Origin of the sequence: Streptomyces sp. ISL-96, assembly GCF_018614035.1 — a bacterium.
GTDB lineage: Bacteria > Actinomycetota > Actinomycetes > Streptomycetales > Streptomycetaceae > Streptomyces.
In genome coordinates, this window is the sequence record NZ_JAGGPA010000002.1 from 1 (window position 1) to 26,483 (window position 26,483).

Sequence of the window (26,483 nt, forward strand, 5' to 3'; positions counted from 1 at the left end):
GCGAAGTCCGGGCCTAGAGGCCACTGCCCAGCCGCCTCCCGGCCTGGACCAGGCGCCCTCAGGAGTGCTCGCTCGCTTGTACGATGCAGCGCGTCGTACTTGACGTACCTCGCGAACAGCGGTGTCCCGGATCACATCCTGGCCCGGTGGGCGGGGCACAGAGTGAGATGTGGGAGCGTGAGCAGGTGAGTGAGACGAATGCTGAGACCCTGCAATACCGCTTTGACGGGCCAGAAGACGCCCCGGTCCTGATCCTGGGACCGTCCCTCGGTACTACATGGCACAGGTTGTAAATAGCGTCCTGTGCGGTCCAGCCGGTCCACGTGAGGCGTATACGCGCAGGTCAAGGCCCTGTGGTCTAGGAGCGTCGACTCTGTTGGTGATACGTGTGTGATAGGGCGTGAGAGGTGAGGAACCCCCGTCGGCTGGTGCCGACGGGGGCTCTGGGTGCGGCGGCATGCGTCGCGGAGTCGATGCGCTCACCGCACGCGGCCAGGATTACGGCTGCTGATCGTCAGGGTGGACAACACGGCACGCTGCGCGGCGAGGCATTGTTCGCCGCGCGTACCGGTCGCCTCCCATCGAGCGATCGTCACGCGGAGGGGCGTGCCTGGTCCTGTTCAGAGATGTCCTCGGACGGTGCTGCCATGAGTTTGTGCGGGGCGTAGACCTTGGATCCCATCAGGGGGAAGCTGACGATGACCTCTCCGAGGGCGGTCGGCATGACGACTTCGCCGACGGGGCCTTCTGGGTGGTCGGGTTCATCTACTGGCATGACGCGGTCACCGACGGACCAGTGAGCCATCGGGTTACCTCCAGTGCGTTGACGCGTCAGTCCTTGGCGCACCCTGAGGGGCCGACATGCCCGGGAACCCAATACGCCGTGATGATGCTCTTGAATCCGTAGTCCTTGCCGCTTAGGTGAAGTCCTTGCTGTCGTCCACAAGGCACATCGTCCGCTTCTGCCCACCCGTGCTGTAGTTGTGTGTGCACCGGGAGATTCGCACGCCCCTCATTCGGAACCAGCCAAAGAGGGGAAAGGTCGCTCATTCAGCAAATGTGTTCAACTCCTGTGTTTCAGCCGGCCTGTCGTTCCCGCAGGTAAAAGGTGGTCTACCAACCGTGCACGGAGTGTCGCGCGACCGCACGGCGGGCGGCGATCGCACAGGCCGGTTTCGTCTCGTGTGTTGTCTTGCCTATGTCTCTCCATGAGCGCCGACGGCAGCAGGCGGTGGGTGCGATTTCACCCCAAGGGCGGCACAGACGGCCGGGCCCGGTCACCACGGGCCAACGGCGGAGCGGATGGTGAGCCCGACACCGACGAGCAGCACGAGACTGGAGGTGGCGACGGGGCCGTAGCGGGCGAGTCGCTTGAGTGCGGCCGCCCAGCGGGCATGTTCGGCGGTGCGGATGCCGGTGGTGATGCGGTCTCCGAGCCGGACAAGGAGAAGGCCGGCGAGGGTGAGGGTGCCGGCCATGCCGATGCCGTAGGCGGCGACGAGGAGTACGCCGAATGCGGTGCGGCCCAGCGCGATCGCTCCGAGCAGGACGACGATCGCGGAGGGACTGGGTACGAGTCCTCCGGCGATGCCCATGCCGATCAGTGTGGTGCGCCGGGATCTGGCGGGCGGCCGGATCGGCGGACCGGGCTGGGGGTGGGTGTGGCCGTGGGGAGCGTGCGTCTTGGTCAGCACGGCTCCGGTGCCGGAGGGCTGGACAGCGTCGGCGTCGTGGGGAGAGGGGCGAGCCGGGGACTGCACCGGCAGCTCGTGGGGCGAACCGCCGTGGTCGTGCGCGTGATCGTGATCGTGATGGTGGTGCGTGTGGCCATGGTGGTGATGGTGGGGGACGGGCCGGTGGAGCAGGGCGGAGCGCAGTAGCCACAGGCCGATGGCGGTGACGATGAGTCCGCTCGCCGTTCCGAGCCAGGTGAGGACGGTTTCCCCGGCCAGGTGGGTCGCGACCGGGAGGGTCAGTCCGAGGACGAGAACGCCTGAGGTGTGGGTGAGGGTGACGGTTGCCCCGATGGTGACCGCGTCTTTGGGAGTGCCGCGCCGGCCCGCCAGATAGGCGGCCATGATGGTCTTGCCGTGACCGGGCATGGCGGCGTGGGAAGCGCCGAGGACCACGGCAAGCAGGAGTGCCAAGAACCCGACGGGCAGAGTGAGTTCACGGGACCCGACCAGCGAGTCGAAAACGCCGGAGACTTTGTTCAGTGCGGCGCCGACAGGGCCGGCCCCGGGTAGGGAGTCGCGGACTGCCGACGCGGCGTTGCCGCGCCCCGGTTCGACGCGTAGCGTCGCCGCGCGTTGGTCGAGCGGCGTGGCGAGCGGGTCTTGCGGATAGCGGCGGAGCTCGTTGGTGGCGGAGCGGGTGGGCACGTCGGAGTCGGTGAGCAGGACGCCTTCGCCGCGGGCCGTGATCTCGCGCCAGCCGATGCGCCGGCTGTCGTAGGTGGTGCGGACCTTGATGTCGGACGCGGACCGCAGGCCGGTCCCGGTGGTCAGTGCGCACTGGAGTCTGCTGGTCTTGAGTCCGGCTTCACCGGGGTGGTGGGTCAGGGCACTGGTGGAGGGCCGCCAGGCGGCGGGACGGCTTCCCACGGACACCAGCAGCTGGTTGGCGATCTCGGTACAGGCGCGCCGGGCGTACGTACCGGCTTCCCGCGTGTCGATGCGTCCGTTGTGGTCTAGGTCGACGAGCGGGTGCTCCTGGGCGGCGGCGATCTCGGCTCGGTCGACGACGACCAGGGCTTCGATCCGGTCGGGGTGAAGGGTCAGCCCGGTGTAGTGGTTGACCGTGAAGTTTCCCAGAGGGTGAGCGGTGGCGGCGGGAGCCGCGGCCACCGCGGACGTGCAGACCAGGAAGGCCGTTACGAGGCCGGAGGCGGCGCGGCGAAGGGTCAGATTCATCGGGTGCCGTCGATTCTGCGGAGCATGGTGCGTGCTTCGGTGGCGTGCAGGGGGTGGAAGTGCGGGTCGATGGCCAGGGCGCGGTCGAGGTCTTCGCGGGTCGCGTCCAGGTCGCCCAACGCGTGATGGATCCTCGCCCGGTGGTAGTGGAACGGGGCGCTGCGCGTGCCCAGGGCCAGGGCCTGGCCGGCGTGTTCCAGAGCTTGTTCGTCACTGCCGGCGCGATGGAGAGCCCAGGCGCAGGCGTCGTGTACGGCGATGAAGGGCCTGCCGCGCAGTACGTGCCTGCACATGACGACGGCCTTGTCCGGGTCACCGTGGTCCGCCTCGAAGAGGATCGCGTCGACGTCCGGGGTTCCCCCACTCGCGGTACGCAGCCGGTCCTGGGCGCGCAGCAGCCCGTACAGCGTCTCGGCCTGTTCCTGCCGGCCGAGTGACTCATGGAGTTCGCCCAGGCCGAGGAGGTACTGGGGCAGCGGTGCGATCGCGATGGCCGTGGTGTAGTCGTCGACAGCCTCGCGGGGTTTGCCGAGGGCCGCGTGGGTGCGGGCCCGCGCTTCCAGGAGCGCGGGGTCGCGCGGAGCGGCTCGGAGCCCGGCGTTCGCTTCACGCAACGCGGTGACACGATCGCCGGTCTCCAGGGCCAGGAGCGCCAGGTGCGTGCGGGCGAACGACCTCTCCGGGCCGGTGGACGCTGCTTGGAGGGACCTGCGCATCAGCTCCCGGGCTCGGCGCGTGTCACCTCGCAGCTCCCACGTGTAGGAGGCGCGGGCAAGGGACGCGGCGTCCGGGCGCAGGTCCGTCATGCGCTGAACAGCCCTGTAGGAGGCTTCGTAGCGTCCCAGCTGGGTGTAGGCGTCGGCCAGTACGCCGTGGGCGGCGGGGCTCGAGGGGTTCGTCGCTGTGGCTTTCCTGGCCCAGGCGAGGGCGCTGGGGAAGTCGTGGCGAGCGGAGGCCAGGGCTCCCATGCCGGTCTCGGCCTGGAAGTTGTCGGCCGGCTGAAGCTTGAGGGACTTGCGCAGAGCGCTCTCGCCTCGCGCGTAAGTGGTGGGGTCCGCGGTCGTACGGGCCTGTTGGACGTAGGCCATGCCCAGATGGGCCCAGCCGACCGGGTTGTTGGGCAGGTGTCGTAACCGCTCCCTGAGAGCTTCGACGGGCTCCCGCAGGGATGCCTCGCCCGCAGCGCCGCCCAGACGGCTTGGCCGGTCAGGGGCGTCGTCAGTGGGCGGCGGGTCCAGTCCCACCGCACCGACGGTGAACAGGACCGAGCCCAGGACGAGCGTGACCAGCGTGCTGCGCAGCCGTCTGCGACGGCCGGTGCGCGGAATGCGGGGTTCGGCGTTCGTCTCTGGCGGCGGCACGCGGCCTCCTCGGTGGTTCGGTCGTTTCAGGCGGCCGGGCGGGGCTCACAGAGCCCCGCCCGGCCGCAGGCGCGTGGCCTGAAGCGTTCTGTTCGGGGGTCAGCTGGTGGCGGGGCGGCGGCGCAGTCGGTAGCCGCCCGCTCCGAGCAGGAGTGCCCCCGCCGCTCCGAGCGCGGAAGCGTGGGAGGTGTGCATCGCGGTCTGCTGCATGCCCTCGCCCTGCGGTCCGCTGTTGACGCTCTTGGTGTGCGGCAGAGCGAGGTAGGGGAACCTGCCCGCGAAGGGCACCTCGTTGGTGTCGACCTTGTCGCCCTCGGCGAGTGCGGGGACGAGCTCGCCGGTCTGGGCGGCGCCTTCGACGGCCTGGAGGGAGATGTCGATGACGTCGTCGGTCAGGCGGCGGCCGTTGGGGAAGCCCGCCAGGTCTCCGGCGAGGACGCCCAGGCGCTGGGGCTCATCGGTCGGGGGTACGGCCATGTTCAGGCGCAGTTCCTCGGCCGGCACGATCTTGCGGCGGGGTGCGTCCCTGTTGAGGCTGTGGGCGTTGAGGTCGGCCTTGATCGGGCCGCATGCCTTGCAGATGCCGGTGAGGTAGATCTCGGCGAGGTCGTTGCGCGGAGTCGCCGGCGCCGGAATCCCGTAGACCTTCTCGATCAGCTTCGGGAGGATCGGGTCGTAGACCTTGTCGACGACCGGCTGCACGGTGCGGTCCTGGTCCGGGGAGATCGTGTTGAAGGCGTCCTTGAACTTCAGGGGTACGACGACCTCGTTGACCAGCGGGTTGCCGAGCCGCGAGACCTGGCGCCAGCCGGTGTTCGTCTTCTTGTCGCGGCTGTCGGTGACGTTGACGCCGCGTCGTTCGGTGGTCGACCAGACGCCGATGACCGGGTTGCGGGAGGTGTTGCCGCGCAGGGCGAGCTGGCTCTTGGGGATCTGCAGTGCCACGGAGTTGACGTTGTAGCCGGCCAGGGTGTCCTGGCCGCGCTTGCTCAGGTCCCCGCCGTACAGGAGGTCGAAGACCCGCAGGTCCGCGAAGAACGGGTCTTCCGCCTGTCCGGCGAACGCCTTGGCTCCGCGGGGCGCGTTGCGCACCGCCTGGCCGCGCAGGGCGCCGTAGGCGGGCATCGATGCCTCACCGGTGCGTGAAGGGGCGACGGGTGCGTCCCGCAGCAGGGTTCGGGTATGACCGCGTGAGTCGGTGACGGTCAGGTCATAGAGCTGACGGAAGTTCAGGTCAGGGTCGTTGAGCGAGGTGACCGGTCCGGTGTTGTACAGGAACTGGTCGGCCGCGTCCCGGATCTTGTTCTTGAAGCGCCAGGTGTACGTGACGTCGGCGCGCCCGTCACCGGTGTTGTCGATCTTGATGTGGTAGCGCGCGTCGTCCGCGAAGGCGTAGAAGTTCGGGCCGCCGTTGGGCTCCTCGAAGGGAATCCAGTTCGCGACCAGAGTCACCGTGTCCGCGCGGTCGGGGCTGGTGAACGCGTACACATCCGTGTTGTCCGCCCGCGGGTCACCCGCGATCAGTGGTGCCTCGCGGTGGCTGGACGCGGCACTGGTCCCCGGCCCGAGGGTGAGCACGGCCAGGCCGGTGGCCAGCGCGCCGGCCCCCAGGACGAGAAGCGACTGGTCGAGGACGCGCCGCTTGCGGGGCCTCATGGAAAGGGACGTCAAGACTGATCCTCTCGGCTGCGAACCCGTCGCCCCGGCACCCGCGCGGGATGCGTCGGGCGGATTCGTCACGTGTCAGAGGCGATGACTGGACCCAGCGGGCGGGACATCAGAATGTGTCCGGGCGGCTTCCACGAGGACAGAGTCCTCGCCGGTCTTGCACATCACCACGCATCTGGTGCGCAAGCGGCAGGAAACCATGGAAACTCATCGATTTGGCGAGCATTCCTGATCGGACTGCTGGTCCCGCGCGGCACCTACGCGCAAAGCCGCAGGTGACAGCCGATTATTACGCCTCTTGGGATGCGAATTAACCGACGGCGACACGGGGCGCGGCCGTTAGCCCACCCGAGAACGAAACCCCTTATTGCAAGTAATATGCAACAACGGGTGGGGTGTTGAGCCGAAGGAACGCTCAGCGGCCTCGCGTGTCGGCCACATGTCCACAGAGAGTGGTCAGGCTCGGCAGCGCCGCGCCCAGAGGGGCGACATGCTTCCAGTGCAGGGTTCCATCCGGGGCGATGAGGAAGACAGCCTGTCGTAGCTCGGTTCCGGACGCCGTGATGCCGAAGGCCCGGGCCACACTTCGACTGGTGTCGGAGAGCAGGGGAATCCTTAAGTTGTACTTTCGGGCAAGAAGTTCATTGCTTTTGACGCACTGTGAGCTGATGCCCCACACCTGGGCTCCATGGAGGGGCACGGTCTCCAAGCCGTCTGAGTAGGAACGTAGTTGCTCGCCGTATCCCGTGGCCTCGTCGCCGTGAGGAAAGACGAGGACAAGCGGGGCGCCACGCTGTCGGCACAGCAGGAAATCGCGCCGTGCGAAAAAGGTTCCCTCGAGCACTCCACCCGGCAGGGCGAAATCGCCCATGTGATCACCCGTTTCGGGCACCGTCGACAATGTGAACCCCCGTCGGGTCATACCGAGTCAAGCCCGCGATGCGCGCCACGGGACGGACCGCTGGACTGACCATGCCCACACCGGGTCGCCCCGCCTGACCTCACTGCTGAGTGCGCCGTCCGGAGAGGAACGAAACACCTGGGAGACCCATTGTGGCGTTCCCCTCCCCCCTGGCCAAGAGGGCATCACCGCCGGACGCCGGGCGACTTCGTTCTACTTGATCAGACTGTCCGCGGGCGAGGGGACTGCCGCTGCCAGGACGGCCCGGCCTTCACCTCGGCGCCCCCGTGTCGGCGCCTTCGAGAGTGGTCAGAGCCGCTCGTGCTCTGGGGGCGTGCAGGGGATGGAAGTGCGGGTTGATGGCGAGGGCCTTGGTGAGTCCGGCGCGGGCGGCGGAGTGGTTTCCGAGGGCCTGCTGGATCACCGCGCGGTGGTAGTGGAAGAGAGCGTTGCGGGTGCCGAGGGCCAGGGCCCGACCGGATGCGGCGAGGGCTTCTTCGTCTTGGCCGTTGACGTGCAGGGCCCAGGCCAGGGCGTCGTGGGAGTCCAAGAAGGGGCGGCCCTCGACGCCTTGTCTGGCGATGGTGAGGGCCTTCTTGGGGTCTCCGTGGTCGGCTTCGAAGAGTACGGCGTCCGAATCGAGGGTGACGCCGTTGTCCGCGAAGAGCTTCTGCTCGGCTCGGAAGATCTCGTACTGCTGCTCTGCTTCCTTGGGACGGCCGAGGGACTGGTGGAGCTCGCCGAGTTGCAGGACGTATTCGGGCAGTGGAAGGCGCTGCACGGCCTGGGTGAGAGTCGCGGTGGCTTCCTCGGTCTTGCCGAGGGCGGCCTGGGCCCTGGCTTTGATCTGAAGCAGGGCGGTGTAGGAGGGGGCGGTGCGCAGGCCCGCCTCGGCCTCGGTCAGTGCCGTGGCCGGGTCTCCGTTGTTGAAGGCGATCTCGCTGAGGTAGTAGCGCGCGAACGCCTGGTCGGCCGGGGTGCTGGCGCTCTTCAGGGCCCGTCGCATCTCGGTGCGGGCGGCGGCGGTTTCGCCGCGCAGCTCGGCGGCGTAGGAGGCGCGGGCCAGCGAGGGGGTGCCGGGTTGGAGGTCGACCATCTTCTGCACGGCGTCGGCGGCGGCGGAGTAGTGGCCGAGCTGGGTGTGCGCGTCGGCGAGGGTGCCGTACAGGAAGGCGTTGTACGGGTTGACGGCGATGGCCCGCTTGGCCCAGTCCAGTGCCCGGGTGAAGTTGTGGCGGGCCGCCTCCAGTGCGGCCATGCCGCCCATCGCCGTGTAGTTGTCCGCCGGCTCCAGCGCCAGCGAGCGCCTCAGGACCTCTTCCGCCTTCGGGTAATAGGTCGGGTCTCCGGTGGTTTTCGCCTGCTGGACGTAGTTCAGCCCGAGCGTGCCCAGGGTGACGGGGTCTTTCGGGGTGCGGCGCAGGCGCTCCTGGAGTGCGGTGATCTCCGCCGCCATGGGGTCGGCGCGGAAGGCCGGGCCAGTGGCCGGCGCTTGGATGCGAGGGCTCTGCGCGGCGGGCCAGGGCGCCAGACCGAGGCCACCGGCGAGAAACAGAGCCATGCCGAGGGCGGTGACGCCCGCGGCGGACAGCAGGGAACGCCGGAGGGGCGGGAGCCGGCGGAGGCGCATGGTCAGTTCCCGTTCCGGTAAGGGTGGGTGGGTTTGGTCAGTCGCCTTCCGCGAGCGTCGCGTAGACGACGAGGTTGTGGCTGTACTCGCCCCGCTCGCGGTCGTAGGCGCCGCCGCAGGTGATCAGCCGCAGGGCCGGTGGGCCGGTGGTCGCGTAGACCTGGCTGTCGGGAAGGGAGTCCTTGTCGTACTGCCGCAGGGCCTTGACGGTGAACGCGACAGTGCTGCGGTCCTGGCGGCGTACGGAGATCCGGTCGCCCGGACGCAACGAGGACAGGCCGTGGAAGGCGCCGGGACCCGTGGGCGAGTCGACGTGGCCGACGACGACGGCCGCGCCCGCATCACCCGGTCGCGGGCCGTCGCTCCACCAGCCGACGTCGGCGGGGTCCTTGGGTACGCCGAGGCGGCCGTCCTGCTGCACTCGCAAGCCGGTGAGGGGCTTGTCGAGTGCGATGCGGTCGATGCGTATGCGTATCGGAGGGGTGGCGGATTCAGTGGCGGCGGCAGTGTCTTCCGAGTCCGGCTGGGCGGGCAGGGTGCCTATGTCGACGTACGCCGGCTTCCCGCTGGGGGCCGCGATCAGCGCCGTGGTGCCGGCCGCGGCCAGGGATATGCCGACGGCCAGGGCCGCGGACGCGACGTTTCGGCCGCGGCGGGTGAGTGCCAGGGTGCGCCGCGGTCGCCCGCGCTGCCGTGCGGCAGGCGGGCGACCTGTGGAGGCGGGGCCGGTCATGCCTGGCCGGCACGCCGCCGGCGCAGTGCCAGAACTCCGGCACATGCCAGCAGGGTGCCACCGCCGACCGCCAGGACGGACGCCACGGGGAACCCGTCGCCGAAGGCGGTGCCACCGAAGCCGGCGCCGACACCGCCGTCGGGGTGCAGGGAGTCGGCCTGGTTGACGGCCGCGGTGTTGGGCAGCGCGACATACGGGAAGGTGTCGCCCGGCTGACGGTACGGGGCGTCAACCCGGTCGCCCGCAGCCAGCGCGGGCACGATCTTGCCGGTCTGCGCGGCGCCTTCGAGAGCCTGGAGTTCGATGTCGACGACGTCGTCGTTGAGGCGGCGGCCGTTGGGGAAGCCGCCCAGGTCCTTGGCGAGGACGCCGAGGCGGTTGGGCTTGGCGGTGGGCGGGATGGACATGTTCAGCCGCAGCTCTTCGGCCGGTACGAACTTGGCCTTGTCGGCATCGGCGTTGAGCTTCTGCGAGTTCAGGTCCGCCTTGATGGGCCCGCACTCCTTGCAGATGCCGGTGAGGAAGATCTCGACCAGGTCGTTGCGCGGCGTGGCGGGTGCGGGGACCCCGTAGATGCTCTGCACGAGCTTGGGCACGATCGGGTCCTTGACCTTGTCCACGACCGGGGTGACCGTGTTGTCCTTGTCCGGGGTGAGCGCGTTGAACGCGTCCTTGTACTTCAGGGGTACGACGACCTCGTTGACCAGCGGGTTGCCGAGGCGCGAGACCTGACGCCAGCCACCTTCGCCGCCCTTGTCGGGTGCGCCCTGATCCGTTCCCTTGGCGTCCTGGGCCGGGGCGTTCTCGCTGCCCTTGCCGCCCGCGCCGGTGACGGCTGTCCCCTGGCGGTCGGTGGTGGACCACACGCCGATCACGGGGTTGCGGGTGGCGTCGCCCTTGAGTGCGACGTCCTTCTTGGGCACCTGGATGGCGATGGTGTTGACGTTGTACCCGGCGAGGGTGTTGTGGCCGGTCTCCGAGAGATCGCCTCCGTAGAGGAGATCGAAGACCCGCAGGTCCAGGAAGAACGGGTCGGACGCCTGCCCCGCGAACGTCTGACCGCCGTTCGGCAGCGGTACGACGGCCTGCTTGCGCAGCGAGGCGTAGTCCGGCATCGACGCCTTGCCCACGTTCGACGGGGCCGCCGGGGCGTCCTTGAGCAGGGTCTTGGTGTTGCCGGCGGCATCGGTGACGGTGAGGTCGTACGTCTGGCGGAAGTTCAGCGTCTGGTCGTCCAGGGTCTTGACGACGCCCGTGTTGTACAGGAACTGATTCGCGTCGTCGCGGATGCGGTCGGTGAACTTCCAGGTGTACGTGGTGTCGGGCTTACCGTCGCCGTCGCCGTCGATCTTGATGGTGTAGCGGGCGTCGTTGGCGAAGGGGTAGAAGTTCGGGCCTCCGTTGGGCTCCTCGAACGGGATCCAGTTCGCCACCAAGGTGACCGTATCGGGTTTGTCGGGGCTGGTGAAGGCATAGACGTCTGTGTTGTCGGCCTTCGGGTCACCCGCGATCAGCGGTGCCTCACGGTGGCTGGAGGCAGAGCCGGTGGAGGGCGTGAGGCCGGTGAGGGCGGCTGCGGTCACCAGGGACAGGGTGCCGACAGTGGCGAGAGTGCGTTCGGCCCGGCGGGCCGGGTGCTTTCGTCGGGACAGGCGGGAGGACTCCATGGGCCATCCGTTTCCGGTGAGAGCCGCGGCCCTCCACGAGCTGGAGGCGGGGCGGCTGAGAATGCGGACGCTCGAAGCGCCATATAGGGGCCTACGCCCGGTCTCGCCCTGCGCGGTGAAACCTGTACGGCGAAAGTCGCAAAATATGACGTTTGGGCTCTTTACAGGGCACCACGCGAGGGACGTGCCCGCAAAGACGCTTGAGCCGAATGAGGCATAAGGGGTCAAAGCCTCGTGAGCGCCCGATGTCGCGATGAGCCATGCGGGTCGCGGGTCCTGGTCGACGGCGCGCACTCACCGCGATCGGGTACGAGTGTGCTCGCGGCCCTGGACGTAACCGTCCGCCCGTCAGCTCTCGGGCGTACGAGAACCTGCATTTCTCTGCGCCCTCTCACCGGAAGCGATAAGGATGCCCTACTGGCTCGGACGCGCCCGCGAACACGTAACACGCTGCGGTCTCTCATGGCGCCCGGCAGTGGTGCCCGCCTTTATGGTGTGGCGGTACGAGGCGGCCGCACCCGACCGCCCGACCTCGTCCTCCCGGTGACCTCTCCAGCAACCAGTACACCGGCTCCTCGCTTCGGCCTGGTGGGGGTGGCGGCCTGCGGTCACCGAGACGGCCCGGCTATTGGCTGGCGTGCCCGTCTCGGCAGCCCCTCGTCGTCGGCAGCCCCTCGTCGTCGGCGGGGCCGCGTGGGCGCCGGCCGCCCGGCATCGCTGGAAGCCCTGCGTTTTCCTCCATGCCGGCCTCGGTCTGACGGCCCGCAGTCTTCTGCCCGTTCTGCCCCTTGGAGTCCTCATGACATACCGCCGGATCATCTTCAGCGCGGCCCTGCTGGCCGCGCTCGCCGTGAGTGGCTGCGCCCCGTCGCCCAACGGGTCCCTGGACACACAAACGGCAACGCCGTCCCCCAGTTGTCGGGTCCATCAGACGACGGACCCCGGCCCCCGCTACACGGCGGGCTCCCGCGCCGACACTGGATCCGTCCTGGAGATGATGCGCTACTACACGGCACACGGAAGCAAACCCTTCTGTGACGGTGAAGACCCGACCAGCGCCGACCGCCGCTGGATGGATCTCTACGCCCAGCTCGGCGGCGAAGGACGCCGCACACCCGGACCCGACACACTGGTCCCCTGAACCCGCGGGCGCAGATCCCCGCACCGCCGCGCCAGTCACAGGGGTTGGAGCTGACCGGCGGGGACCCCGGGGACGGTATCGAGTGCGTGCCGCAAATGGGGCCGGGGCTCCAGGTGGGCGGCGATTGCGGGATCGGTGCGCCCGAGGAACGCGAGATGCCTGACCGCGTGCGCAGCTACCTGGTCCAGCGAGAGATCGGTTGGTGCCGGATGGCCGGGGCGGGGTGAGCAGGCGATGTCGTGCGGGTCGGGCAGAGTGGTACCCGGCCGGCGTGGATCAGGGTCCGGGTGGACGAGATAGGTCAGGACGATGTGTCCGTCATGGGTGGCCCGCCAGCTGGTGGAGTGCACGATGTGCCGGTCGTCGCCCTCGTCGAGGAGCGCGAGGCGACGTACGGTCTGGTCGGGGTCCGGTCGGTAGCGCAGGGCCGTGATCAGCCGACGATAAGCGAAGCCCTCGGCCGGATCGTGTCGCAGGAGCAGCGCTTCGACCAGGACGGGCGGCGGTGAGTCGTGAGGGAAGGGCGTCATCGCGTCGCGGCTCCTGGGTCGACGACCGGGCCCTGTCCTTCGCGAGAGCCCCAGGTCGACCCTATTGCACATCGTGCGCAACTGCATCAAAAGGGATGTAAGGGCTGGTTCCGGCTACTCTCGTGGCGGCACAGGACGGCCGGAGCCGGGGGGAACCGCGGCGTCACCCTGCAGGAGCTGCCACAGGCTGGCTTCGGCGGTGTCCCGTATCTCGACCCCACCGGCGGCGAGGATCTCGCGTAGCTGGTCAGCCAGTTCGTACGCGCCTTCGCTGCGCAGATGCCGACGCATGCTCAGTAAGGGGTCGAGGATGCGGCCGAGGGTGTGTTCGGGTTCCAGCATGCCCTGTTGAGCCGGCTGGGTGAGCTGGCGGATCATCCCGCGCAAGACGGTGCGGGCCCATTCCCCGCCCTGGTCTTCCTCCATATCGGCGCTCCACGCCGCGATCACGGCCTCCAGTTCGAGAATCGCTTCGACCATGCCCTCGGCGTCCTGCGCCGCCCGGGCCGCGTCGAAACGCGATTCCGACGCGGTGACCGCCTCCTGGAGCGTCGCCGGCCCGCGCGCGGCAGACGCGTCGGTGCCCCGACCGGCGAGCGTTGCTCTGGGCGCGGGGACTTGACCCACCGTCTTGCCGACGACCAGGTCGCGCAGTTGCTCCAGGGGCAGGACGGAACCCGCCGGGACCAGGCAGTTTGCACCGCGGCGCCGAACGGTCATCGCACCGCGCCCCCAGACCCTCGCCAGGGAGGCTTCGAGGTCGATGATGACCGCGGTGTGCTCATCAATGCCGAGCACGGCGCTGTCCTCGGGCAGGTCCTGCTCCAGGGCGGCCAGGCGGGATTCGCCGAGGTAGCAGAAACGGGTGTCGTGCGTTCCGCCCTCGGCGTTGTCGTAATGCGGGATGACCGCAACCGGCACACCGAGCGCCCCCAGCAGGTCCAGACCCTCCAGCCACACCGCCGGGTGCCCGGCCTTGTAGACCTCGTAGACAGGCAGCGCGGCGAACCCGACGGTGCACGCTGCCGCGGACGCCATCACCGTCACCCCGTGCCCGCGCCGTACACGCTCGCGCAGAATCTCCCCCAGACCCTGCGCACGCCAGCGGCGCAGAGCGTAAGAAGGGCTGCCAGGGCCGGAGAACACCCAGGCCGCCCTGCGCACCTGATCGCGCACCCCGTCCGCGTCGCTCCCCGCCTGGGCACCGGCATCCGCATCCGGGGCAACCACCGCGGTGAGCCCCACACTGCGCCGGAAGTAGTCCCGGGCACGCGAGGAAATGTCATCACGGTTCACCTGGAACCCGTACGGGGCCTCCAGGATCACCGCACCCGGCTCAGGCGGGAGGTGTGCGACCAACTCCCGGTGCAAAGTCACCATCGTAGGACTGGTCTCGCCCGAGCCCATCAAGACCAGAAGCCCCCGCTCAGCGTCCACCTTCGACACCACCCCTCCGCCAGAGCACTCGGCCACCGGCCATCCGCCTCACCGCGGCAGCCGTATCTGTACCCCGCGGACAACAAGCCCATACCGTCGTGCCCTCGGCGGGCTCTCGCAGAGATCGGGGGCAGCACCCGCACGCGGCGCGTTTGCTGAGCTGGACGACGCGTCGACGGTTCTCGCGTCTGGGTCCTCAGGGGGCACACCGGCTCTGCGCCGGTCGACCGGGGGCCGACGGGTGGGAAAGCCCGCGTCCTCTCAGGCCGCCAGCTCGCGGAAGACCATCCCCCGGCCTGCTGGTGCTGGGGGCCCGCTGACCTCTTGGCGGTCGCCGGCTTCGGCCAAGCGCTCGCAGCCACACCTTTGGTCACAACCACGCTGGGCCTGAGCTTGGCGGCACCATCTTCCTGATGTATCAAGCGGGGAGTGTCATGAGTGCCAGGGGTGCAGTGGTGGGCTGGGGCGAGCCGCCGGTGGGTTCTGCCGTGATGCCCATGCCGGTGGCCTTTCCCATGTCTCCCTCCATCACCACAGCACCATCGTGTCCGATGAGACCGGCCGGTCTCATCGTGCGGCCGTCGTCGTCGAACCACAGTTGATTTGGTGCCGGCGGGCCCGTGGGCCGGACCCATCCGCGGACGTGCCGGTGACGAATAAGGAGTATGAGAGTCGTCGTGTCCCCGTTCCGGTCCGACCGTAGTGAGTCTGTGGCATCGGCTTCCGGCGCCCGGGCTGTGATCAGGCGGTATCTGGCGTTCTGGGACCTGGAAAGTGTCGTCGACGAGGCGCTGCTGGTCGTGACGGAGCTGCTGTCCAATGCTGTCCGTCACGGTACTCCGCCGTGGGGTGTGCGCATGTGGCTGGTGCTCGAGGAGGGCGGCCGGCGGTACGTGCGGCTGGAGGTCGCCGACGCCGGGGCGGGTATCAACGTAGGCCGGGTACGCGCCCACTGGCGCCACCCTTCGGGCTCTTTGACGAGCGGCGGGCGCGGGCTGTTCATCGTGGACACGCTTGCTTCTCGCTGGGGCGACGACCGCTCCGACTCCGGGCACACGGTGTGGGCCGAACTGGACGTCAAGCCCGGCAGCTCGGCCGCCCTGTCGCAGGCGGCTGACAGGCCCACGGCAGCGATTCCGCACCGGGACCAATCCGATCGGCCCGGTGCTGCGAATAGGTGCTGACCGGGTCGCAGGAAGGGACGCGACGGCCGGTGGAAACGAACGGCGGAGGACCATGCAGCGACGGAACATAGCAGTGGTGGGTGGAGGAGTGGCGGGCCTGACCGCGGCGTACGTACTCCAGCAGAGCTGTGACGTCACCTTGTACGAGGCGGACACGAGGCTCGGTGGTCACGCGCACACGCACGAGCTGACCACGGGCGACGGCCGTCCGCTCCGTGTCGACAGCGGGTTCATCGTGCACAACGAGCGCACCTACCCCTTGTTGCTCCGGCTGTTCGACGAGCTCGGGGTCACCACCCAGGACTCCGAGATGAGCATGTCGGTGCGCTGTCAGGGCTGCGGACTCGAGTACGCGGGAGCACGCGGGCCGGCGGGCCTGTTCGCCGGACGCAACGCGGTGCGCGGCAGCTACCTGCGGCTGCTCGGGCAGGTGCCCGTGTTCCACCGGGCGGCCCGCCGTGTTCTCGCCTCCGGCAGCGGACCGGCGTACACCTTGCGCCGGTTCCTCGACGACGGTGCCTACTCTGCCTACTTCGTCGCCCACTTCGTCATACCGCTGGTGTCAGCGGTCTGGTCGTGCGCGCCCGAGACCGCCATGCGGTACCCCGCCCGGTACTTGTTCCGTTTCCTGGAACATCACGGCCTTCTCTCCGTCAAGGGCTCCCCGCAGTGGAAGACGGTGACCGGCGGGTCGGTGGAATACGTGGACCGGATCGCGAAACAGCTCACCACCGTGCGCACAGGAGCCCCCGTACGAGGCGTGCAGCGCTTCGCCGACCGCGCAAGGGTGACGCCCGACGACGGCGACACCCAGGACTACGCGGCAGTCGTGATCGCGGTGCACCCCGATCAGGCACTGCGCCTCCTCAGCGATGCCACCGAGGACGAGCAGCGGCTGCTCGGAGCGTTCCGTTACTCCCGTAACCCGACGGTCCTGCACACCGACACCACACTGCTGCCCCGCTCCTCCAAGGCGCGGGCCTCGTGGAACTACTTCATGCCGTCCTGTGATGCGCCGGCCGACGCGGTGCAGGTCAGCTACGACATGAACCGCCTGCAGCGCCTGGGAGCCGGTAACGACCATGTCGTCACCCTCAACGGCGACGGACGGGTGAACCCGTCGAAGGTGCTGGCCCGCATGGTGTACGAACACCCGGTCTTCACGCCCGAGTCCGTCACCGCGCAGCAGAACCTGCCGCAGCTGAACACGGACGTGACCGCGTTCGCCGGGGCGTACCACGGGTGGGGGTTCCACGAAGACGGCTGTCGCTCGGGCGTCGAAGCGGCAGCCGCCCTGGGGGTGCGGTGGTGACCGCCATGGCCGGCGTAACGGTTCGGGCATCGGCACCGGCGCTCTACGACTGCGTCATTTCCCATGCTCGTACCACGCCCATGCGCCACAGCTTCCGCCACCGCACCTACATGTGGCTGGTGGACCTGGACCGGATACCCGTGCTGCCCCGCCCACTTCGCCCGCTCGCCCGCTTCGATCCGCGCGACCACTTCGGGGGGACGGCCCCCTCCATCCGCGACGGGCTCAACACATACCTGGCCGACGAAGGCGTGCGCCTGGACGGTGGCCAAGTCTTGATGCTCGCGCACGCCCGGGTCCTCGGCTACGTCTTCAACCCGATCACTGTCTACTGGTGCCACGACCGCACCGGCGCTCTCGTCTGCGTGGTGACCGAAGTGCACAACACCTACGGGCAGCGTCACTGCTACCTGCTGCGGACCGACGAAGGCGGCAGGGCCGAGGTGGCGAAGGACTTCTACGTCTCGCCGTTCTTCCCCGTCGACGGCACCTACCGCATGCGCCTGCCCGTCCCCAGCAGGCAGCTGGACCTCACCGTCCAACTCCGGCGCGGTGAAGGGAGCCCGTTCACCGCCACCGTCCGAGGAACACACCGGCCGGCCACCGCCCGGCGGCTGCTCGGGGCATCGCTGCGCCGCCCCTGGTCCACGGCCGCCGTCTTCGCCGGCATCCGCCGGCACGGCGTACACCTGCTCCTGCGCGGACTCCCCGTACAGCCCCGCCCCCCTCACCGGACGCAAGAAGGCATGAAGTGACAGCTCCGACCACGCGCGACACCGACCGCACTCTTCTGCCACCGCAGCGGACATCGACGACCGGCGACAACGTATGGCCGGACGTCACCCGCCTGCCGCGCGGCTCACATGCGCGGACCGCCATCACCCGCCTGATCCTGCAAGGCGCCTTCAAGCGGCTGCCCCTGCGGGTGCAAGTGGGAGAGGAGCCCGCAGGACCGGGAAGCGGGCCACTGCTGCACGTTCGGGACCCAGAGGCGTTCTTCCGGCGCATCGGCGCCGACGGGCTGATCGGGTTCGGTGAGTCGTACATGGCGGGGGAGTGGACCGCGGACGAGCTCGTCGACGTCCTGACGGTGCTCGCCGCCCACGTGGACGAGCTGGCGCCCAAATCCCTGAGGCGGCTGCGCGGGCTGTGGGCGCGGCGCCGCCCAGACGCCCAGAGCAACACACTCGCCGGGGCCCGCGACAACATCCGCCGCCACTACGACCTGTCGAACGACCTGTTCGCCCTCTTCCTCGACCCGACGATGTCGTACTCCTCAGCTGTCTTCTCCACCCTCCCGGCGACCGGCGCCACATTCGCTGAGGCCCAGCACCGCAAGATCGACCGACTGCTCGACCTGGCAGGCGTCGGCCCGGGGACCCGCCTGCTGGAGATCGGCACAGGGTGGGGCGAACTCGCGCTGCGGGCCGCCGAGCGCGGCGCGCAGGTGACGACGGTGACGCTCTCCGCCGAACAGCGACGCCTGGCCCAGCACCGTCTGCGGGAGGCGGGGGTGGCCGACCGGGTGACCGTGGACCTGTGCGACTACCGCCATGTCCAGGGCACCTACGACGCGGTGGTGAGCGTGGAGATGGTCGAGGCGGTCGGAGCCGACTACTGGCCCGTCTACTTCGCGACCCTGCGCGAGCGCCTCGCCCCCGGCGGACGGATAGCACTGCAGACGATCACGATGCCCCACGAGCGGATGCTGACCACCGCCCGCACCCACACGTGGATCAGCAAGTACATCTTCCCCGGCGGGCTCATCCCCTCGATGACGGCCATCCGCGGGGAGTCGGCGCGGGCGGGGCTGTGCGTCGCCGCGGACCACGGCTACGGCGAGCACTACGCGGAAACGCTGCGACTGTGGCGCGAGCGCTTCCACCAGGAGGCCGCGAGCGTGGAAGCCCTGGGCTTCGACGCCGTCTTCCGCCGCATGTGGGAGCTGTACCTGGCGTACTCCGAGGCCGGATTCCGTGCCCGCTATCTCGACGTACGGCAACTGCTGTTGACCGAAAGCACGACGACGCAAGGAGAAGCGCGATGACGTCCGTCGCCGACCGTCTTCTCCCGCTCCTCGGGCGCTGCATTCCCGGCCCCGTTCCGGTACGGCTGAGGGCCTGGGACGGCAGCGAGGCAGGTCCGCCGGGAGGCCCCCTGGTCGTCCTCCGCTCCCGCCCGGCCCTGCGCCGGCTGCTGTGGCGGCCGGACGAACTCGGGCTCGCCGAGGCATACAGCGCCGGGGAGATCGACGTGACAGGGGAACTGGCGGCCGGACTGAGCGCGGTGTGGCAACAGGTGCGCGACTTGGCCATGGTCGGCGAGCCGACCGCGTGGGTCTGGCGTCTGTACCTCGTGGGCAGCGGCCTGGCGTTCACCGAACGGCGCATGGGCGTCGACCAGATTCTCGCGGTCCGCCCCACGCGCAACGGTGACGCGGGGATGCTCGCCTGCGGGTACGACGAGTACGGGCCGGAGGCATCGTGATGAGCGGGTACCCGTGGGCGGCCCTCGCCGCCAACCTGGCGCCCGCCGCCGGTGCCGCGCTCGCGGTCATGCTCCTCGCCTTCGCCGTGGCCGCAGTCAAGGGAACACACCGGCTCGTGGACGTGGCCTGGGGCCTCGCCTTCACCGCGGTGGCCGTCGTCTCGTACGCCATGTCCGCGGACCACGGTGACGACACGAGACGGCTGCTGATCACCGGGGCGACCGCCATGTGGGGTGTGCGGCTGGCCGCCCACATCGCGTGGCGCGGACACGGACACGGTGAGGACCCGCGCTACGACCGCATGCTGGGCAAGGCCCCCGGCAACCGCACCTTGTACGCCTTTCGAAAGGTGTACCTGCTCCAGGCCGCACTGGTCTGGCTGATCTCCCTGCCTGTCCAGGCGGCACAGTACGCGCCGGAGCCTGCCGGAGCACTGACCGTGCTGGGCGCGGTGGTGTGGGCGGTCGGCCTCGGCTTCGAAGCGGTCGGCGACTACCAGCTGGCCCGCTTCAAGGCCGACCCCGCTCATCGCGGACGCATCATGGACCGGGGCTTGTGGAGCTGGACACGACACCCGAACTACTTCGGCGACTTCCTCGTCTGGTGGGGCCTGTTCCTCATGGCCTGCGGCAACTGGCAGGCCGCGGCCATCTCGCTCGTCTCCCCATGGTGATGACCCTCCTGCTGACCCAGGGCAGCGGCAAAAGGCTTCTGGAGAAGCACATGGCCGACCGCTCGACCTACGCCGCCTACGCCGCACGTACCAGCGGATTCTTTCCTCGCCCTCCGCGCCACTGTGCCCATCACAAACAGCGAGGCGCACGATGAAGCCCCCACCCTTCCATCACGAGCAACGCCGTACTGGCCATCGCTCCTTGCGACTACGGGCCGTCCCGCCCGCCTCCATGGGAGCGGTCCTGCTCCTGCACGGCGGCCGCTCGGACGCCCTGACGCCACCACCGCTGCTCAACCTGCCCAGTGCGCGCATGCGACCCTTCGGTACCGCCATTCTCAGAGCGACACCCGACCACGACGTACTGCTGGCATCGGTGCGCTACCGCTACCGCGGCTGGAACGGATCACGCAGCGACCCCGTGCACGACGCTCAGGAGGCACTCGACGAGCTGAAACTCCTCGCCCCACTCAGGCCGGTCGTCCTGGTCGGCCACTCCATGGGCGCGCGAGCAGCGCTGCGCGTGGCCGAACACTCCCACGTCAGCGGCATCGTGGCTCTCGCACCATGGTGTCCGCCGGGCGAACCCGTCGCGCACCTGAAGAACAAACATCTGATCGTCCTCCACGACGAACAGGACCGCGTCACCAACGCCCACGACTCCTGGGACTTCGTACGAAGAGCCCGGCGCGCCGGAGCGCAGGCGTGCGGCATCACCATGCCCCGCGGTGGTCACGCCATGCTGCGCGACGCGGGCACCTGGCACCGGCTCACGGCGGCCCTGACCGCGGGCATCCTCGGCGCGGAGTCTCTTCCATCCTGTCTGACCAAGACACTGTCAGCCGACATCGCGGTCGTCGGTGCGCACCGCGTTCTCAAGGAACTGCCCCGCAAAGGCTGTGGGGCAAGGTGAGCCTCGGCCTCTGCCCGTCAGCGGTCGAGCGCGGTACCTGACTTTCACCCCCGCAGGGTGTCCCGCGTACGCAGATGTCGTCCGAAGCCGGCAACCGACCTGCCCGAACGCATGGGCAGACTCTCAAGGGCCAGACCGACCGGACAGCTCCCCCGGGCGTGCGCAGATGGCCGCAACAGGGCCCCCACATAGGCCCGGGAGACCGGGCTGTACCGTCCGTATCGAGGATTGGAGTCCCATGGCTCGCACGTTCAGTGTTTCCGACAGCGTCAGCATCGCGGCCAGCCCTTCGCTGGTCTACCAACATGTCTGCGACCCGGCACTCATGGGCCGCTGGAGCCCGGAGAATCTTGGTGCCACACTGTGCGACCCGCAGGGGCCGGCTGTTGTCGGCACGGTCTTCGACGGCCACAACAAGCGAGGCTCTCTCCGGTGGACCACGAGATGCACGGTGACCGCGGCTGAGCCAGACAAGCTGTTCCGGTTTCGGGTTCACGCCATCGGCCTGAAACAACCGCGGTTGCGGGGACCCATCGCTACCTGGGAGTACCGGTTCGAGCCAACCGCCGAGGGCACGAGGGTCACCGAGACATGGACCGACGACCGTCGGTCTTGGCCCGACTTCGTTGCGAACCTGTTCGACAAAGCCGCAACGCGCGGCTCTTCCTTCGCTGACTTCCAGCGCACGAACATCCGAATCACTCTGCGCAACCTTAAAGCGGCGCTCGAAGCCCCATCGGCGATGCTCTGAAGCAAGCGGTTTTCGCTACCCGGACCTTTGGGCGTTCCTCTGCTTACCTGGTGGGCGAGGAATGGACAGCCTCGCCCACCAGGGCCTCCGTTTCAGGCAGCAGAGACCCTCATTGACTGGGGAGAATTCGCGCCCGGCCCACCCGTTGCCCCCACCTCTGCGCATCGCGGCCGCTGACGCCTGCGCGACACCACGGCGCCCTTCGCTTCGGGCGCGACGATGTTCACGGCCGGGGCCCGTGGACCTCTCACCGGAGCACCCCTCTTTCACGGCCTCCTTCGCCTCACAGAACCGGGCCGGCACAGCAGCAGGGAAGGGTTCGGTCGAAGCTCTTCGGGAACGAGTTCGGCTCGCTTGTCCGCCCCCGTGAACTGACTGCGCCAGGGCGGCTTCTGGTGCTGTTGCTCGCCGTGGTGCTGGGGGCTTCCACGCGGCTCTGCCAGCCCACGGAAAACGATCATGGCGGCCCACCTCGCCGGAGCCAGAGATACTCGCAAGGACGCCGTCACCGTCCGGGCCACCGTCACTCTCACCGATGAGGCAGGCGTCCTGACCCTGAGTCCAGCCTCTCGCCACCCACCTAGCCGGCGAGACGGTCCTGACCGGGTTCGCACTGACCAGCGGCTTCCTAGTCACGGCCGTTGGAGGGTGGTTGCTGCGCTCCGCACTGCGTAACCGCCCCACCCATCACCATCACTACGGCTACGCGACCGCATGTGGTCGGCGTGTGCTGCGCACCGCCCACCCGGTGGGCGGTGCCCAAGCGATTCGCCCGCGTCGGTCGGTCGTGACATCCGCCCTCGTCTTGATCGTCGACAGCGGGCTCACGGCCCACGCTGTCATCGGTCTGTGGTGAGCATATTTGGGTTCGACAGAGCAAGCAGGACGAGCTCACACTCCTCGGAGGGTGAGGTGCCCGGACGTGCATGCCTGACCGGCGCTTAGGGGTCCTTGCAGAATGATCTTTCTGTGGCACGGTGGAGATGTACGTGATCCCGTGTTTTGTGGGGTGGCCATGGCACGGCGGAAGCCGTGGGAGGTCAGCGACGAGCTGTGGGCGGTGATCGAGCCGCTGTTGCCGAAGCATGAACGACGGTATCGGCATCCCGGGCGCAAGCGCATCGATGACCGCAAGACGCTGCAGGGTGTGTTGTTCGTCCTCTACACCGGCATCCAGTGGGAGTTCCTGCCGCAGGAACTGGGGTTCGGCTCCGGTCCTACCTGCTGGCGGCGGCTGGCCGAATGGCAGCAGGCCGGCGTGTGGGAGGAACTCCAGCGGGTGCTGCTGGACCGGCTGCGTGCCGCAGACCGCCTCGACTTCTCCCGCGCCACCATCGACGCCTCGCACGTGCAGGCCAAGCGGGGGCGAAGCAGCCCAAAAGTCGGTCCCAGCCCGGTTGACCGCGCACGGCCGGGCTCGAAGCATCACGTGCTGACCGAGGCGCACGGCATCCCGCTGCGGGTGTCCCTGACCGGCGGTCACCGCAACGACGTCACCCAACTCCTGCCCCTCGTCGACAGCATTGGGCCGGTGAGGGGCAAGCGGGGCCGGCCCCGGCGCAAGCCCCGCACGTTATACGCCGACCGCGGCTACGACCACGACATCTACCGCCGCCGTCTGCGCGAGCGTGGCATCACACCGAAGATTGCCCGACGCGGCCAGCCACACGGCTCGGGCTTGGGCAAGGTCCGTTGGGTCGCCGAGTCCGCCATCGCCTGGCTCCACGGCCCCCGCCGCCTACGGACCCGCTGGGAAGTACGCGACGACATACACGACGCTTTCCTCCAGCTCGCCCACTGCATGACCCTCGCCCGCAAACACCCAGCTTTCTGAAAGCACCCCTAAGGGAAGACACACGGCGGATCATGAGTGGGTGCCGCCCGGAACGTCCAGGGCGTTTCGCGCCTGCTCGGCGAGGGCTGAGAGCTTCTCTTTGAGTTCCGAGGCAGCCGTCGACACCCGTCGCGAGCGTTCACCAAACGCTGGATCGTCGTACGCGCGCTTGGCGTGGATCAAGGAATACGACCTGGCGTTGTATGTGGCTGTGGTCGCAAGTTCCACGATGGCCTCGGCCAGGTCTGCGATGCCGCGCGGTCCTTCGATCATGACGATGGGGCCGGTGGTGCGCACTGCGGGCATGAGGGCGGTTACCTCCTGCCAAGCGGCGTCGAGTTCTTCCGGGGAGTGATCTCCCCGGACCGCGGCGTAGGCCATCGACGAAAGGCGCCCCAGAGCTTCTTGGTGGGCAGGGATGGCTTCGAGGAATCTGCTGTACACCTCGCGTCGCCCCTGGCGGCGTCATTGGGAGTGCTGACTGCGTCCCTGATACCTTCCCGTCAGGGCGGCTGCTCCCAGGGTCCCGCCTGCTCCGAGGAGTCCTCCCACGGCTGCACTCAACAGGGCAGCCACTCCAGCGTCCATCGCCGCACCTTCGCATGTTCGAGTCGATCGACATCGTTCCCCCGTTGTGGTGTGTCATGTGGCGGATCCAGGCGATTGCCATGCCCGGAGCGAGCCACCGGGTGGCGGGGGGAGCCTGCTCCTTCTGGTTGGACTTTGGAGTCCATCAACGGGCAGCGCGGCGAAGGGGGCCTGAGCGCCTGCGGCCGCCCGGCCTGGATCAGCGGTGTCCGGGGCGAAACGGTGATCGCTGTGGAGCCGGTTGCGATCGAGGAGGGCGCCGGGTCAGACCTTGATCACGGTGACCCGCCTGCCGCATAGCGCGGTGAGGTCCTCCGGGTCCGAGGTGAGGACCGAGACAGGGCCGGGGGCGGCGAGGGCGGTGGCGCTGAGCATGGCGTCGATGGCGTACTTGTGCCCATGCAGGCCGGCGTCGGCGAGGAGGACGGCAGCATGGCGGGCGATCGGCTCGGTGACCGGTTCGACGACGAGGCGGGAGAGGGTCCACTCCAGCGCCGGGCGGTTCATCCGCGGGTGGACGACCTCCACCAGGGTGGCCGCAGACGTGATGACCCGGAGGTCGTCGGCGCGGGCCAGGGCGAGCCATCCGGTGACGGTGCGGTCGCGCAGCACGGCCTTGGCCAGCCCCTCGCTGTCCAGAACGAGCGTGCCGCCGGGGACGGCGGGGGAGCGGGTCACGCGGCGTCCGCTCCGCCCCGCGTCTGCTCGCGGCGGGCCTGGTGGAGCTGGTCGCGCAGCGCCTGGATCTCCTCGTCGGTGAAGGGGCCGTGCTCGGCCTCGGCGACGCCGATGATCTCGTTGAGGTTGTCGCGTTCGATCTGGCGGGCGACGGCTGCGGCGACGTAGGCGGACAGGCCGGAGGGGCCGCTGCGGGCCTTGGCGGCTTCGGCGATGTCGCGCGGCATGGTGATCGAGTACTTGCCGGTAGGCTCGCTCATGCTACTGATCCTACTGCTTATCTCCTTGGAGGGTGCGGCAGGCGTCACTGCCCCATCTCAGTCCTTGCCTTTCGATGTGGCCAGGATGCGTTGCACGAGCGCGGGACGTGGCACTGGCGTCGGAATCCTCTCCGGCGACGCAGCAACGTCTGTGCAGTCGGCGCGCGGTCAGGTCTCCATCACGGCATCGCAGTCGGGGCAAACCGCGGATGCGTACTCCTCGGGGTACCACGGCGACTCGGGGTGCTCGGAGAGCTTCCGGCCGGTCGTCTCCATGGCGAAGGTGTCCTTGCCGCAGAGGGTTCGTGGTCCGGTCACGGCGGGTGTCCCTGGGGCGGCAGGCGCCGCGTGCACCCGGCGGACGGGCCGTTCCCCACCACGCGGTACACGACGGGAGGCGCGCGTGGCCGCCTTGTCGAGCTCGTACACGACGAGGACTTCGCCCATGTCTCCACGATAGGCGGCGGCACGGCCCGACCCGCCCGCGGTAGCCGGCCGGGCGGCCGCAGGGAGCCGGGCGTCGCTTCGGTCACGCCTGTGGCAGACGCGTGATCGGCCTCACCTGCTCGAGGGCACCGCCGCGCTCGCCCCGGAAGCTCTACCGTGATCCGGTCGTGGCCGCAGGCCTGGTCCGCCGGGCGGAGCCCGTCGGTCCGCCACGTACTCGCGACGGCTGGCGTCGGGGCCGTGGGCGAGGGAGCGGTCGGGGCTGCTCTGCCCAGATGGTCTTTCCTGTCGGTGTGTGACGGGTGCCCCAGCGTTCGGCGAGCTGGCCGACCAGGAACAGGCCGCGGCCGCCCTCGTCCAGGGCACGGGCGCGGCGGGCGTGCGGGGCGGTGCTGCTGGCGTCGGAGACCTCGCAGATCAGGGCGGTATTGCGGATGAGCCGCAGCTGGATGGGGGCTTCGGCGTGCCGGATGGCGTTGGTGACCAGCTCGCTGACGATCAGCTCGGTGGTCGGGACGGCATCCTGCAGGCCCCAGGTCGTGAGCTGGTCGGTGGTCCGTCGGCGCGCGTCGGCGACGATGACGGGCGCCGCGGGCAGGTCCCAGGTGGCCACGTGCGAGGGGCCCAGGGCGTGGGTGCGGGCTACGAGCAGGGCGGCGTCGTCGTCCGGGTGCTCGGGCAGGAGTGCCGTGATGAGGTGGTCGCAGATGGCTTCCAGCGATGGGGTGGGTCCGGCCAGGGCGTGCACGAGTTCCTGCATTCCGGTGCCGATGTCGCGGTCGTGGGCTTCGACGAGTCCATTCGTGTACAGGACGAGCAGGCTGCCTTCGGGCAGGCGGACGTCGGTTGCTTCGAAGGGGAGGCCGCCTACGCCGAGAGGGGGGCCTGGGGCCAGGGAGATGAATTCCACGGAGCCGTCCGGCAGGACGGCGGCGGGGGCGGGGTGGCCGGCGCTGGCCAGGGTGCAGTGGCGGGAGATCGGGTCGTAGACCGCGTACAGGCATGTCGCGCCGACCTCTCCGGCGGATTCGATGCCCTCTTCGATCTCTTCGAGGATGAGGTCGTCGAGCTGGGTCAGCAGTTCGTCGGGAGGAAGATCGACATCCGCCAACGTGCGCATCGCGCTGCGCAGTTGGCCCATGGTGGCGGAGGCATGGATGCCGTGGCCGACGACATCACCGACGACCAGGGCCACCCGGGCTCCGGAGAGGGGGATGACGTCGAACCAGTCGCCGCCCACACCGGCCTGCGGATCGGCGGGCAGGTAGCGCATCGCCGTCTCCACTGCCGGCTGCGCGGGCCGGTGATACAGGAGCAGGCGGCGCTGCAGGGCGAGGTCGGCACCGTCGGTCTCCGGCGGGGCGGCGTGGATGAA

24 protein-coding genes and 2 pseudogenes are annotated in these 26,483 nt (G+C 69.2%); 10 read left to right on the forward strand and 16 right to left on the reverse strand.

Translation table 11 applies throughout. The features are described from left to right. Positions 1-592 precede the first annotated feature (592 nt). From J7E96_RS01235 to J7E96_RS01270, 8 genes are all read right to left on the reverse strand, one after another. Entirely contained in the window at positions 593-805 is a 213-nt protein-coding gene (locus J7E96_RS01235; RefSeq protein ID WP_215126502.1) for a hypothetical protein, read from the reverse strand. 472 nt (positions 806-1,277) lie between these two features. Next, the gene (locus J7E96_RS01240; protein ID WP_215126504.1) at positions 1,278-2,912 is read right to left on the reverse strand and encodes a nickel/cobalt transporter; all 1,635 of its coding nucleotides are present in this window, start codon (positions 2,910-2,912) and stop codon (positions 1,278-1,280) included. Continuing rightward, positions 2,909-4,273 carry a tetratricopeptide repeat protein gene (locus J7E96_RS01245; RefSeq protein WP_215126506.1) on the reverse strand — a complete coding sequence of 455 codons (1,365 nt, stop codon included), beginning with the start codon at positions 4,271-4,273 and terminating at the stop codon, positions 2,909-2,911. Before J7E96_RS01245 ends, J7E96_RS01240 begins: the two co-directional genes overlap by 4 nt. A gap of 99 nt (positions 4,274-4,372) precedes the next feature. Next, entirely contained in the window at positions 4,373-5,929 is a 1,557-nt protein-coding gene (locus J7E96_RS01250) for a DUF4331 domain-containing protein (protein WP_215126778.1), read from the reverse strand. 427 nt (positions 5,930-6,356) lie between these two features. Further along, positions 6,357-6,833, reverse strand: coding sequence for a redoxin domain-containing protein (locus tag J7E96_RS01255; protein ID WP_308295790.1), 477 nt, complete (start codon positions 6,831-6,833; stop codon positions 6,357-6,359). Positions 6,834-7,113: 280 nt separating this feature from the next. Continuing rightward, positions 7,114-8,472: a lipopolysaccharide assembly protein LapB gene (locus tag J7E96_RS01260; protein WP_215126510.1), complete on the reverse strand. Its 1,359-nt coding sequence runs from the start codon at positions 8,470-8,472 to the stop codon at positions 7,114-7,116. 37 nt (positions 8,473-8,509) lie between these two features. Next, a complete protein-coding gene (locus J7E96_RS01265) occupies positions 8,510-9,205 on the reverse strand; it encodes a class F sortase (protein WP_215126511.1) in 696 nt (231 codons plus the stop codon). Next, positions 9,202-10,872, reverse strand: a complete 1,671-nt coding sequence (locus J7E96_RS01270; RefSeq protein WP_215126513.1) for a DUF4331 domain-containing protein — start codon at positions 10,870-10,872, stop codon at positions 9,202-9,204. The genes J7E96_RS01265 and J7E96_RS01270 overlap by 4 nt, the downstream gene beginning before the upstream one ends. A 799-nt stretch (positions 10,873-11,671) precedes the next feature. Between J7E96_RS01270 and J7E96_RS01275 the strand changes: the two genes are divergently transcribed. Then, positions 11,672-12,013, forward strand: coding sequence for a hypothetical protein (locus J7E96_RS01275; protein ID WP_215126515.1), 342 nt, complete (start codon positions 11,672-11,674; stop codon positions 12,011-12,013). 35 nt (positions 12,014-12,048) lie between these two features. On the opposite strand, the gene J7E96_RS01280 is transcribed toward J7E96_RS01275, so the two are convergent. From J7E96_RS01280 to J7E96_RS01290, 3 genes are all read right to left on the reverse strand, one after another. After that, a complete protein-coding gene (locus J7E96_RS01280) occupies positions 12,049-12,543 on the reverse strand; it encodes a hypothetical protein (RefSeq protein ID WP_215126517.1) in 495 nt (164 codons plus the stop codon). Between the two features lie 114 nt (positions 12,544-12,657). Then, positions 12,658-13,923, reverse strand: a complete 1,266-nt coding sequence (locus J7E96_RS01285; protein ID WP_215126519.1) for a hypothetical protein — start codon at positions 13,921-13,923, stop codon at positions 12,658-12,660. 475 nt (positions 13,924-14,398) lie between these two features. Next, the gene (locus J7E96_RS01290; RefSeq protein ID WP_215126521.1) at positions 14,399-14,800 is read right to left on the reverse strand and encodes an anti-sigma factor; all 402 of its coding nucleotides are present in this window, start codon (positions 14,798-14,800) and stop codon (positions 14,399-14,401) included. Here J7E96_RS01290 and J7E96_RS01295 point away from each other — a divergent pair. The 9 genes and pseudogenes from J7E96_RS01295 to J7E96_RS01335 all read left to right on the forward strand — a co-directional run bounded on the left by J7E96_RS01295 (position 14,691) and on the right by J7E96_RS01335 (position 23,135). Then, positions 14,691-15,164, forward strand: coding sequence for an ATP-binding protein (locus J7E96_RS01295; protein ID WP_308295791.1), 474 nt, complete (start codon positions 14,691-14,693; stop codon positions 15,162-15,164). The two genes, J7E96_RS01290 and J7E96_RS01295, sit on opposite strands and share 110 nt — an antisense overlap. 52 nt (positions 15,165-15,216) lie before the next feature. Continuing rightward, the gene (locus tag J7E96_RS01300) at positions 15,217-16,476 is read left to right on the forward strand and encodes an NAD(P)/FAD-dependent oxidoreductase (RefSeq protein WP_215126525.1); all 1,260 of its coding nucleotides are present in this window, start codon (positions 15,217-15,219) and stop codon (positions 16,474-16,476) included. A gap of 5 nt (positions 16,477-16,481) precedes the next feature. Then, positions 16,482-17,231, forward strand: coding sequence for a DUF1365 domain-containing protein (locus J7E96_RS01305; protein ID WP_215126780.1), 750 nt, complete (start codon positions 16,482-16,484; stop codon positions 17,229-17,231). Then, on the forward strand, positions 17,228-18,523 hold the full coding sequence (locus tag J7E96_RS01310; RefSeq protein ID WP_215126527.1) for a cyclopropane-fatty-acyl-phospholipid synthase family protein: 1,296 nt from the start codon (positions 17,228-17,230) through the stop codon (positions 18,521-18,523). Before J7E96_RS01305 ends, J7E96_RS01310 begins: the two co-directional genes overlap by 4 nt. Further along, positions 18,520-18,963: a hypothetical protein gene (locus J7E96_RS36995; RefSeq protein ID WP_251069251.1), complete on the forward strand. Its 444-nt coding sequence runs from the start codon at positions 18,520-18,522 to the stop codon at positions 18,961-18,963. The genes J7E96_RS01310 and J7E96_RS36995 overlap by 4 nt, the downstream gene beginning before the upstream one ends. Further along, a pseudogene (locus J7E96_RS01320) lies at positions 18,963-19,792 on the forward strand (DUF1295 domain-containing protein). Before J7E96_RS36995 ends, J7E96_RS01320 begins: the two are co-directional and overlap by 1 nt. A gap of 47 nt (positions 19,793-19,839) precedes the next feature. Beyond that, the gene (locus tag J7E96_RS01325) at positions 19,840-20,550 is read left to right on the forward strand and encodes an alpha/beta hydrolase (protein WP_308295792.1); all 711 of its coding nucleotides are present in this window, start codon (positions 19,840-19,842) and stop codon (positions 20,548-20,550) included. A gap of 238 nt (positions 20,551-20,788) precedes the next feature. Continuing rightward, entirely contained in the window at positions 20,789-21,301 is a 513-nt protein-coding gene (locus tag J7E96_RS01330) for an SRPBCC family protein (RefSeq protein WP_215126531.1), read from the forward strand. A 1,015-nt stretch (positions 21,302-22,316) separates the two neighbouring features. Beyond that, complete coding sequence (locus J7E96_RS01335; protein WP_215126533.1) at positions 22,317-23,135, forward strand: IS5 family transposase; 819 nt, start codon at positions 22,317-22,319, stop codon at positions 23,133-23,135. Positions 23,136-23,165: 30 nt separating this feature from the next. On the opposite strand, the gene J7E96_RS01340 is transcribed toward J7E96_RS01335, so the two are convergent. From J7E96_RS01340 to J7E96_RS01360, 5 genes and pseudogenes are all read right to left on the reverse strand, one after another. Then, positions 23,166-23,516, reverse strand: coding sequence for a hypothetical protein (locus tag J7E96_RS01340; protein WP_215126535.1), 351 nt, complete (start codon positions 23,514-23,516; stop codon positions 23,166-23,168). A 471-nt stretch (positions 23,517-23,987) separates the two neighbouring features. Beyond that, on the reverse strand, positions 23,988-24,401 hold the full coding sequence (locus J7E96_RS01345; protein ID WP_214928727.1) for a type II toxin-antitoxin system VapC family toxin: 414 nt from the start codon (positions 24,399-24,401) through the stop codon (positions 23,988-23,990). Next, entirely contained in the window at positions 24,398-24,661 is a 264-nt protein-coding gene (locus J7E96_RS01350; protein WP_215126537.1) for a CopG family transcriptional regulator, read from the reverse strand. The genes J7E96_RS01345 and J7E96_RS01350 overlap by 4 nt, the downstream gene beginning before the upstream one ends. A gap of 168 nt (positions 24,662-24,829) precedes the next feature. Beyond that, positions 24,830-25,108 (reverse strand): hypothetical protein, encoded by a 279-nt coding sequence (locus J7E96_RS01355; protein WP_215126539.1) that lies wholly within the window; start codon positions 25,106-25,108, stop codon positions 24,830-24,832. Between the two features lie 253 nt (positions 25,109-25,361). Next, positions 25,362-26,444: pseudogene (locus J7E96_RS01360) on the reverse strand (SpoIIE family protein phosphatase); the annotation flags it as partial. Between the last annotated feature and the right edge of the window lie 39 nt (positions 26,445-26,483).

What these genes read in the sequence shown, in the direction of transcription:
- J7E96_RS01280 (WP_215126517.1), bottom strand. Translation starts at nt 12,543, where the DNA reads ATGACGCCCTTCCCTCACGACTCACCGCCGCCCGTCCTGGTCGAAGCG.
- J7E96_RS01235 (WP_215126502.1), bottom strand. Translation starts at nt 805, where the DNA reads ATGGCTCACTGGTCCGTCGGTGACCGCGTCATGCCAGTAGATGAACCC.
- J7E96_RS01250 (WP_215126778.1), bottom strand. Translation starts at nt 5,929, where the DNA reads ATGAGGCCCCGCAAGCGGCGCGTCCTCGACCAGTCGCTTCTCGTCCTG.
- J7E96_RS01270 (WP_215126513.1), bottom strand. Translation starts at nt 10,872, where the DNA reads ATGGAGTCCTCCCGCCTGTCCCGACGAAAGCACCCGGCCCGCCGGGCC.
- J7E96_RS01240 (WP_215126504.1), bottom strand. Translation starts at nt 2,912, where the DNA reads ATGAATCTGACCCTTCGCCGCGCCGCCTCCGGCCTCGTAACGGCCTTC.
- J7E96_RS01355 (WP_215126539.1), bottom strand. Translation starts at nt 25,108, where the DNA reads ATGGGCGAAGTCCTCGTCGTGTACGAGCTCGACAAGGCGGCCACGCGC.
- J7E96_RS01350 (WP_215126537.1), bottom strand. Translation starts at nt 24,661, where the DNA reads ATGAGCGAGCCTACCGGCAAGTACTCGATCACCATGCCGCGCGACATC.
- J7E96_RS01265 (WP_215126511.1), bottom strand. Translation starts at nt 9,205, where the DNA reads ATGACCGGCCCCGCCTCCACAGGTCGCCCGCCTGCCGCACGGCAGCGC.
- J7E96_RS01285 (WP_215126519.1), bottom strand. Translation starts at nt 13,923, where the DNA reads ATGGTGACTTTGCACCGGGAGTTGGTCGCACACCTCCCGCCTGAGCCG.
- J7E96_RS01330 (WP_215126531.1), top strand. Translation starts at nt 20,789, where the DNA reads ATGGCTCGCACGTTCAGTGTTTCCGACAGCGTCAGCATCGCGGCCAGC.
- J7E96_RS01260 (WP_215126510.1), bottom strand. Translation starts at nt 8,472, where the DNA reads ATGCGCCTCCGCCGGCTCCCGCCCCTCCGGCGTTCCCTGCTGTCCGCC.
- J7E96_RS01305 (WP_215126780.1), top strand. Translation starts at nt 16,482, where the DNA reads ATGGCCGGCGTAACGGTTCGGGCATCGGCACCGGCGCTCTACGACTGC.
- J7E96_RS01300 (WP_215126525.1), top strand. Translation starts at nt 15,217, where the DNA reads ATGCAGCGACGGAACATAGCAGTGGTGGGTGGAGGAGTGGCGGGCCTG.
- J7E96_RS36995 (WP_251069251.1), top strand. Translation starts at nt 18,520, where the DNA reads ATGACGTCCGTCGCCGACCGTCTTCTCCCGCTCCTCGGGCGCTGCATT.
- J7E96_RS01335 (WP_215126533.1), top strand. Translation starts at nt 22,317, where the DNA reads ATGGCACGGCGGAAGCCGTGGGAGGTCAGCGACGAGCTGTGGGCGGTG.
- J7E96_RS01275 (WP_215126515.1), top strand. Translation starts at nt 11,672, where the DNA reads ATGACATACCGCCGGATCATCTTCAGCGCGGCCCTGCTGGCCGCGCTC.
- J7E96_RS01340 (WP_215126535.1), bottom strand. Translation starts at nt 23,516, where the DNA reads ATGGCCTACGCCGCGGTCCGGGGAGATCACTCCCCGGAAGAACTCGAC.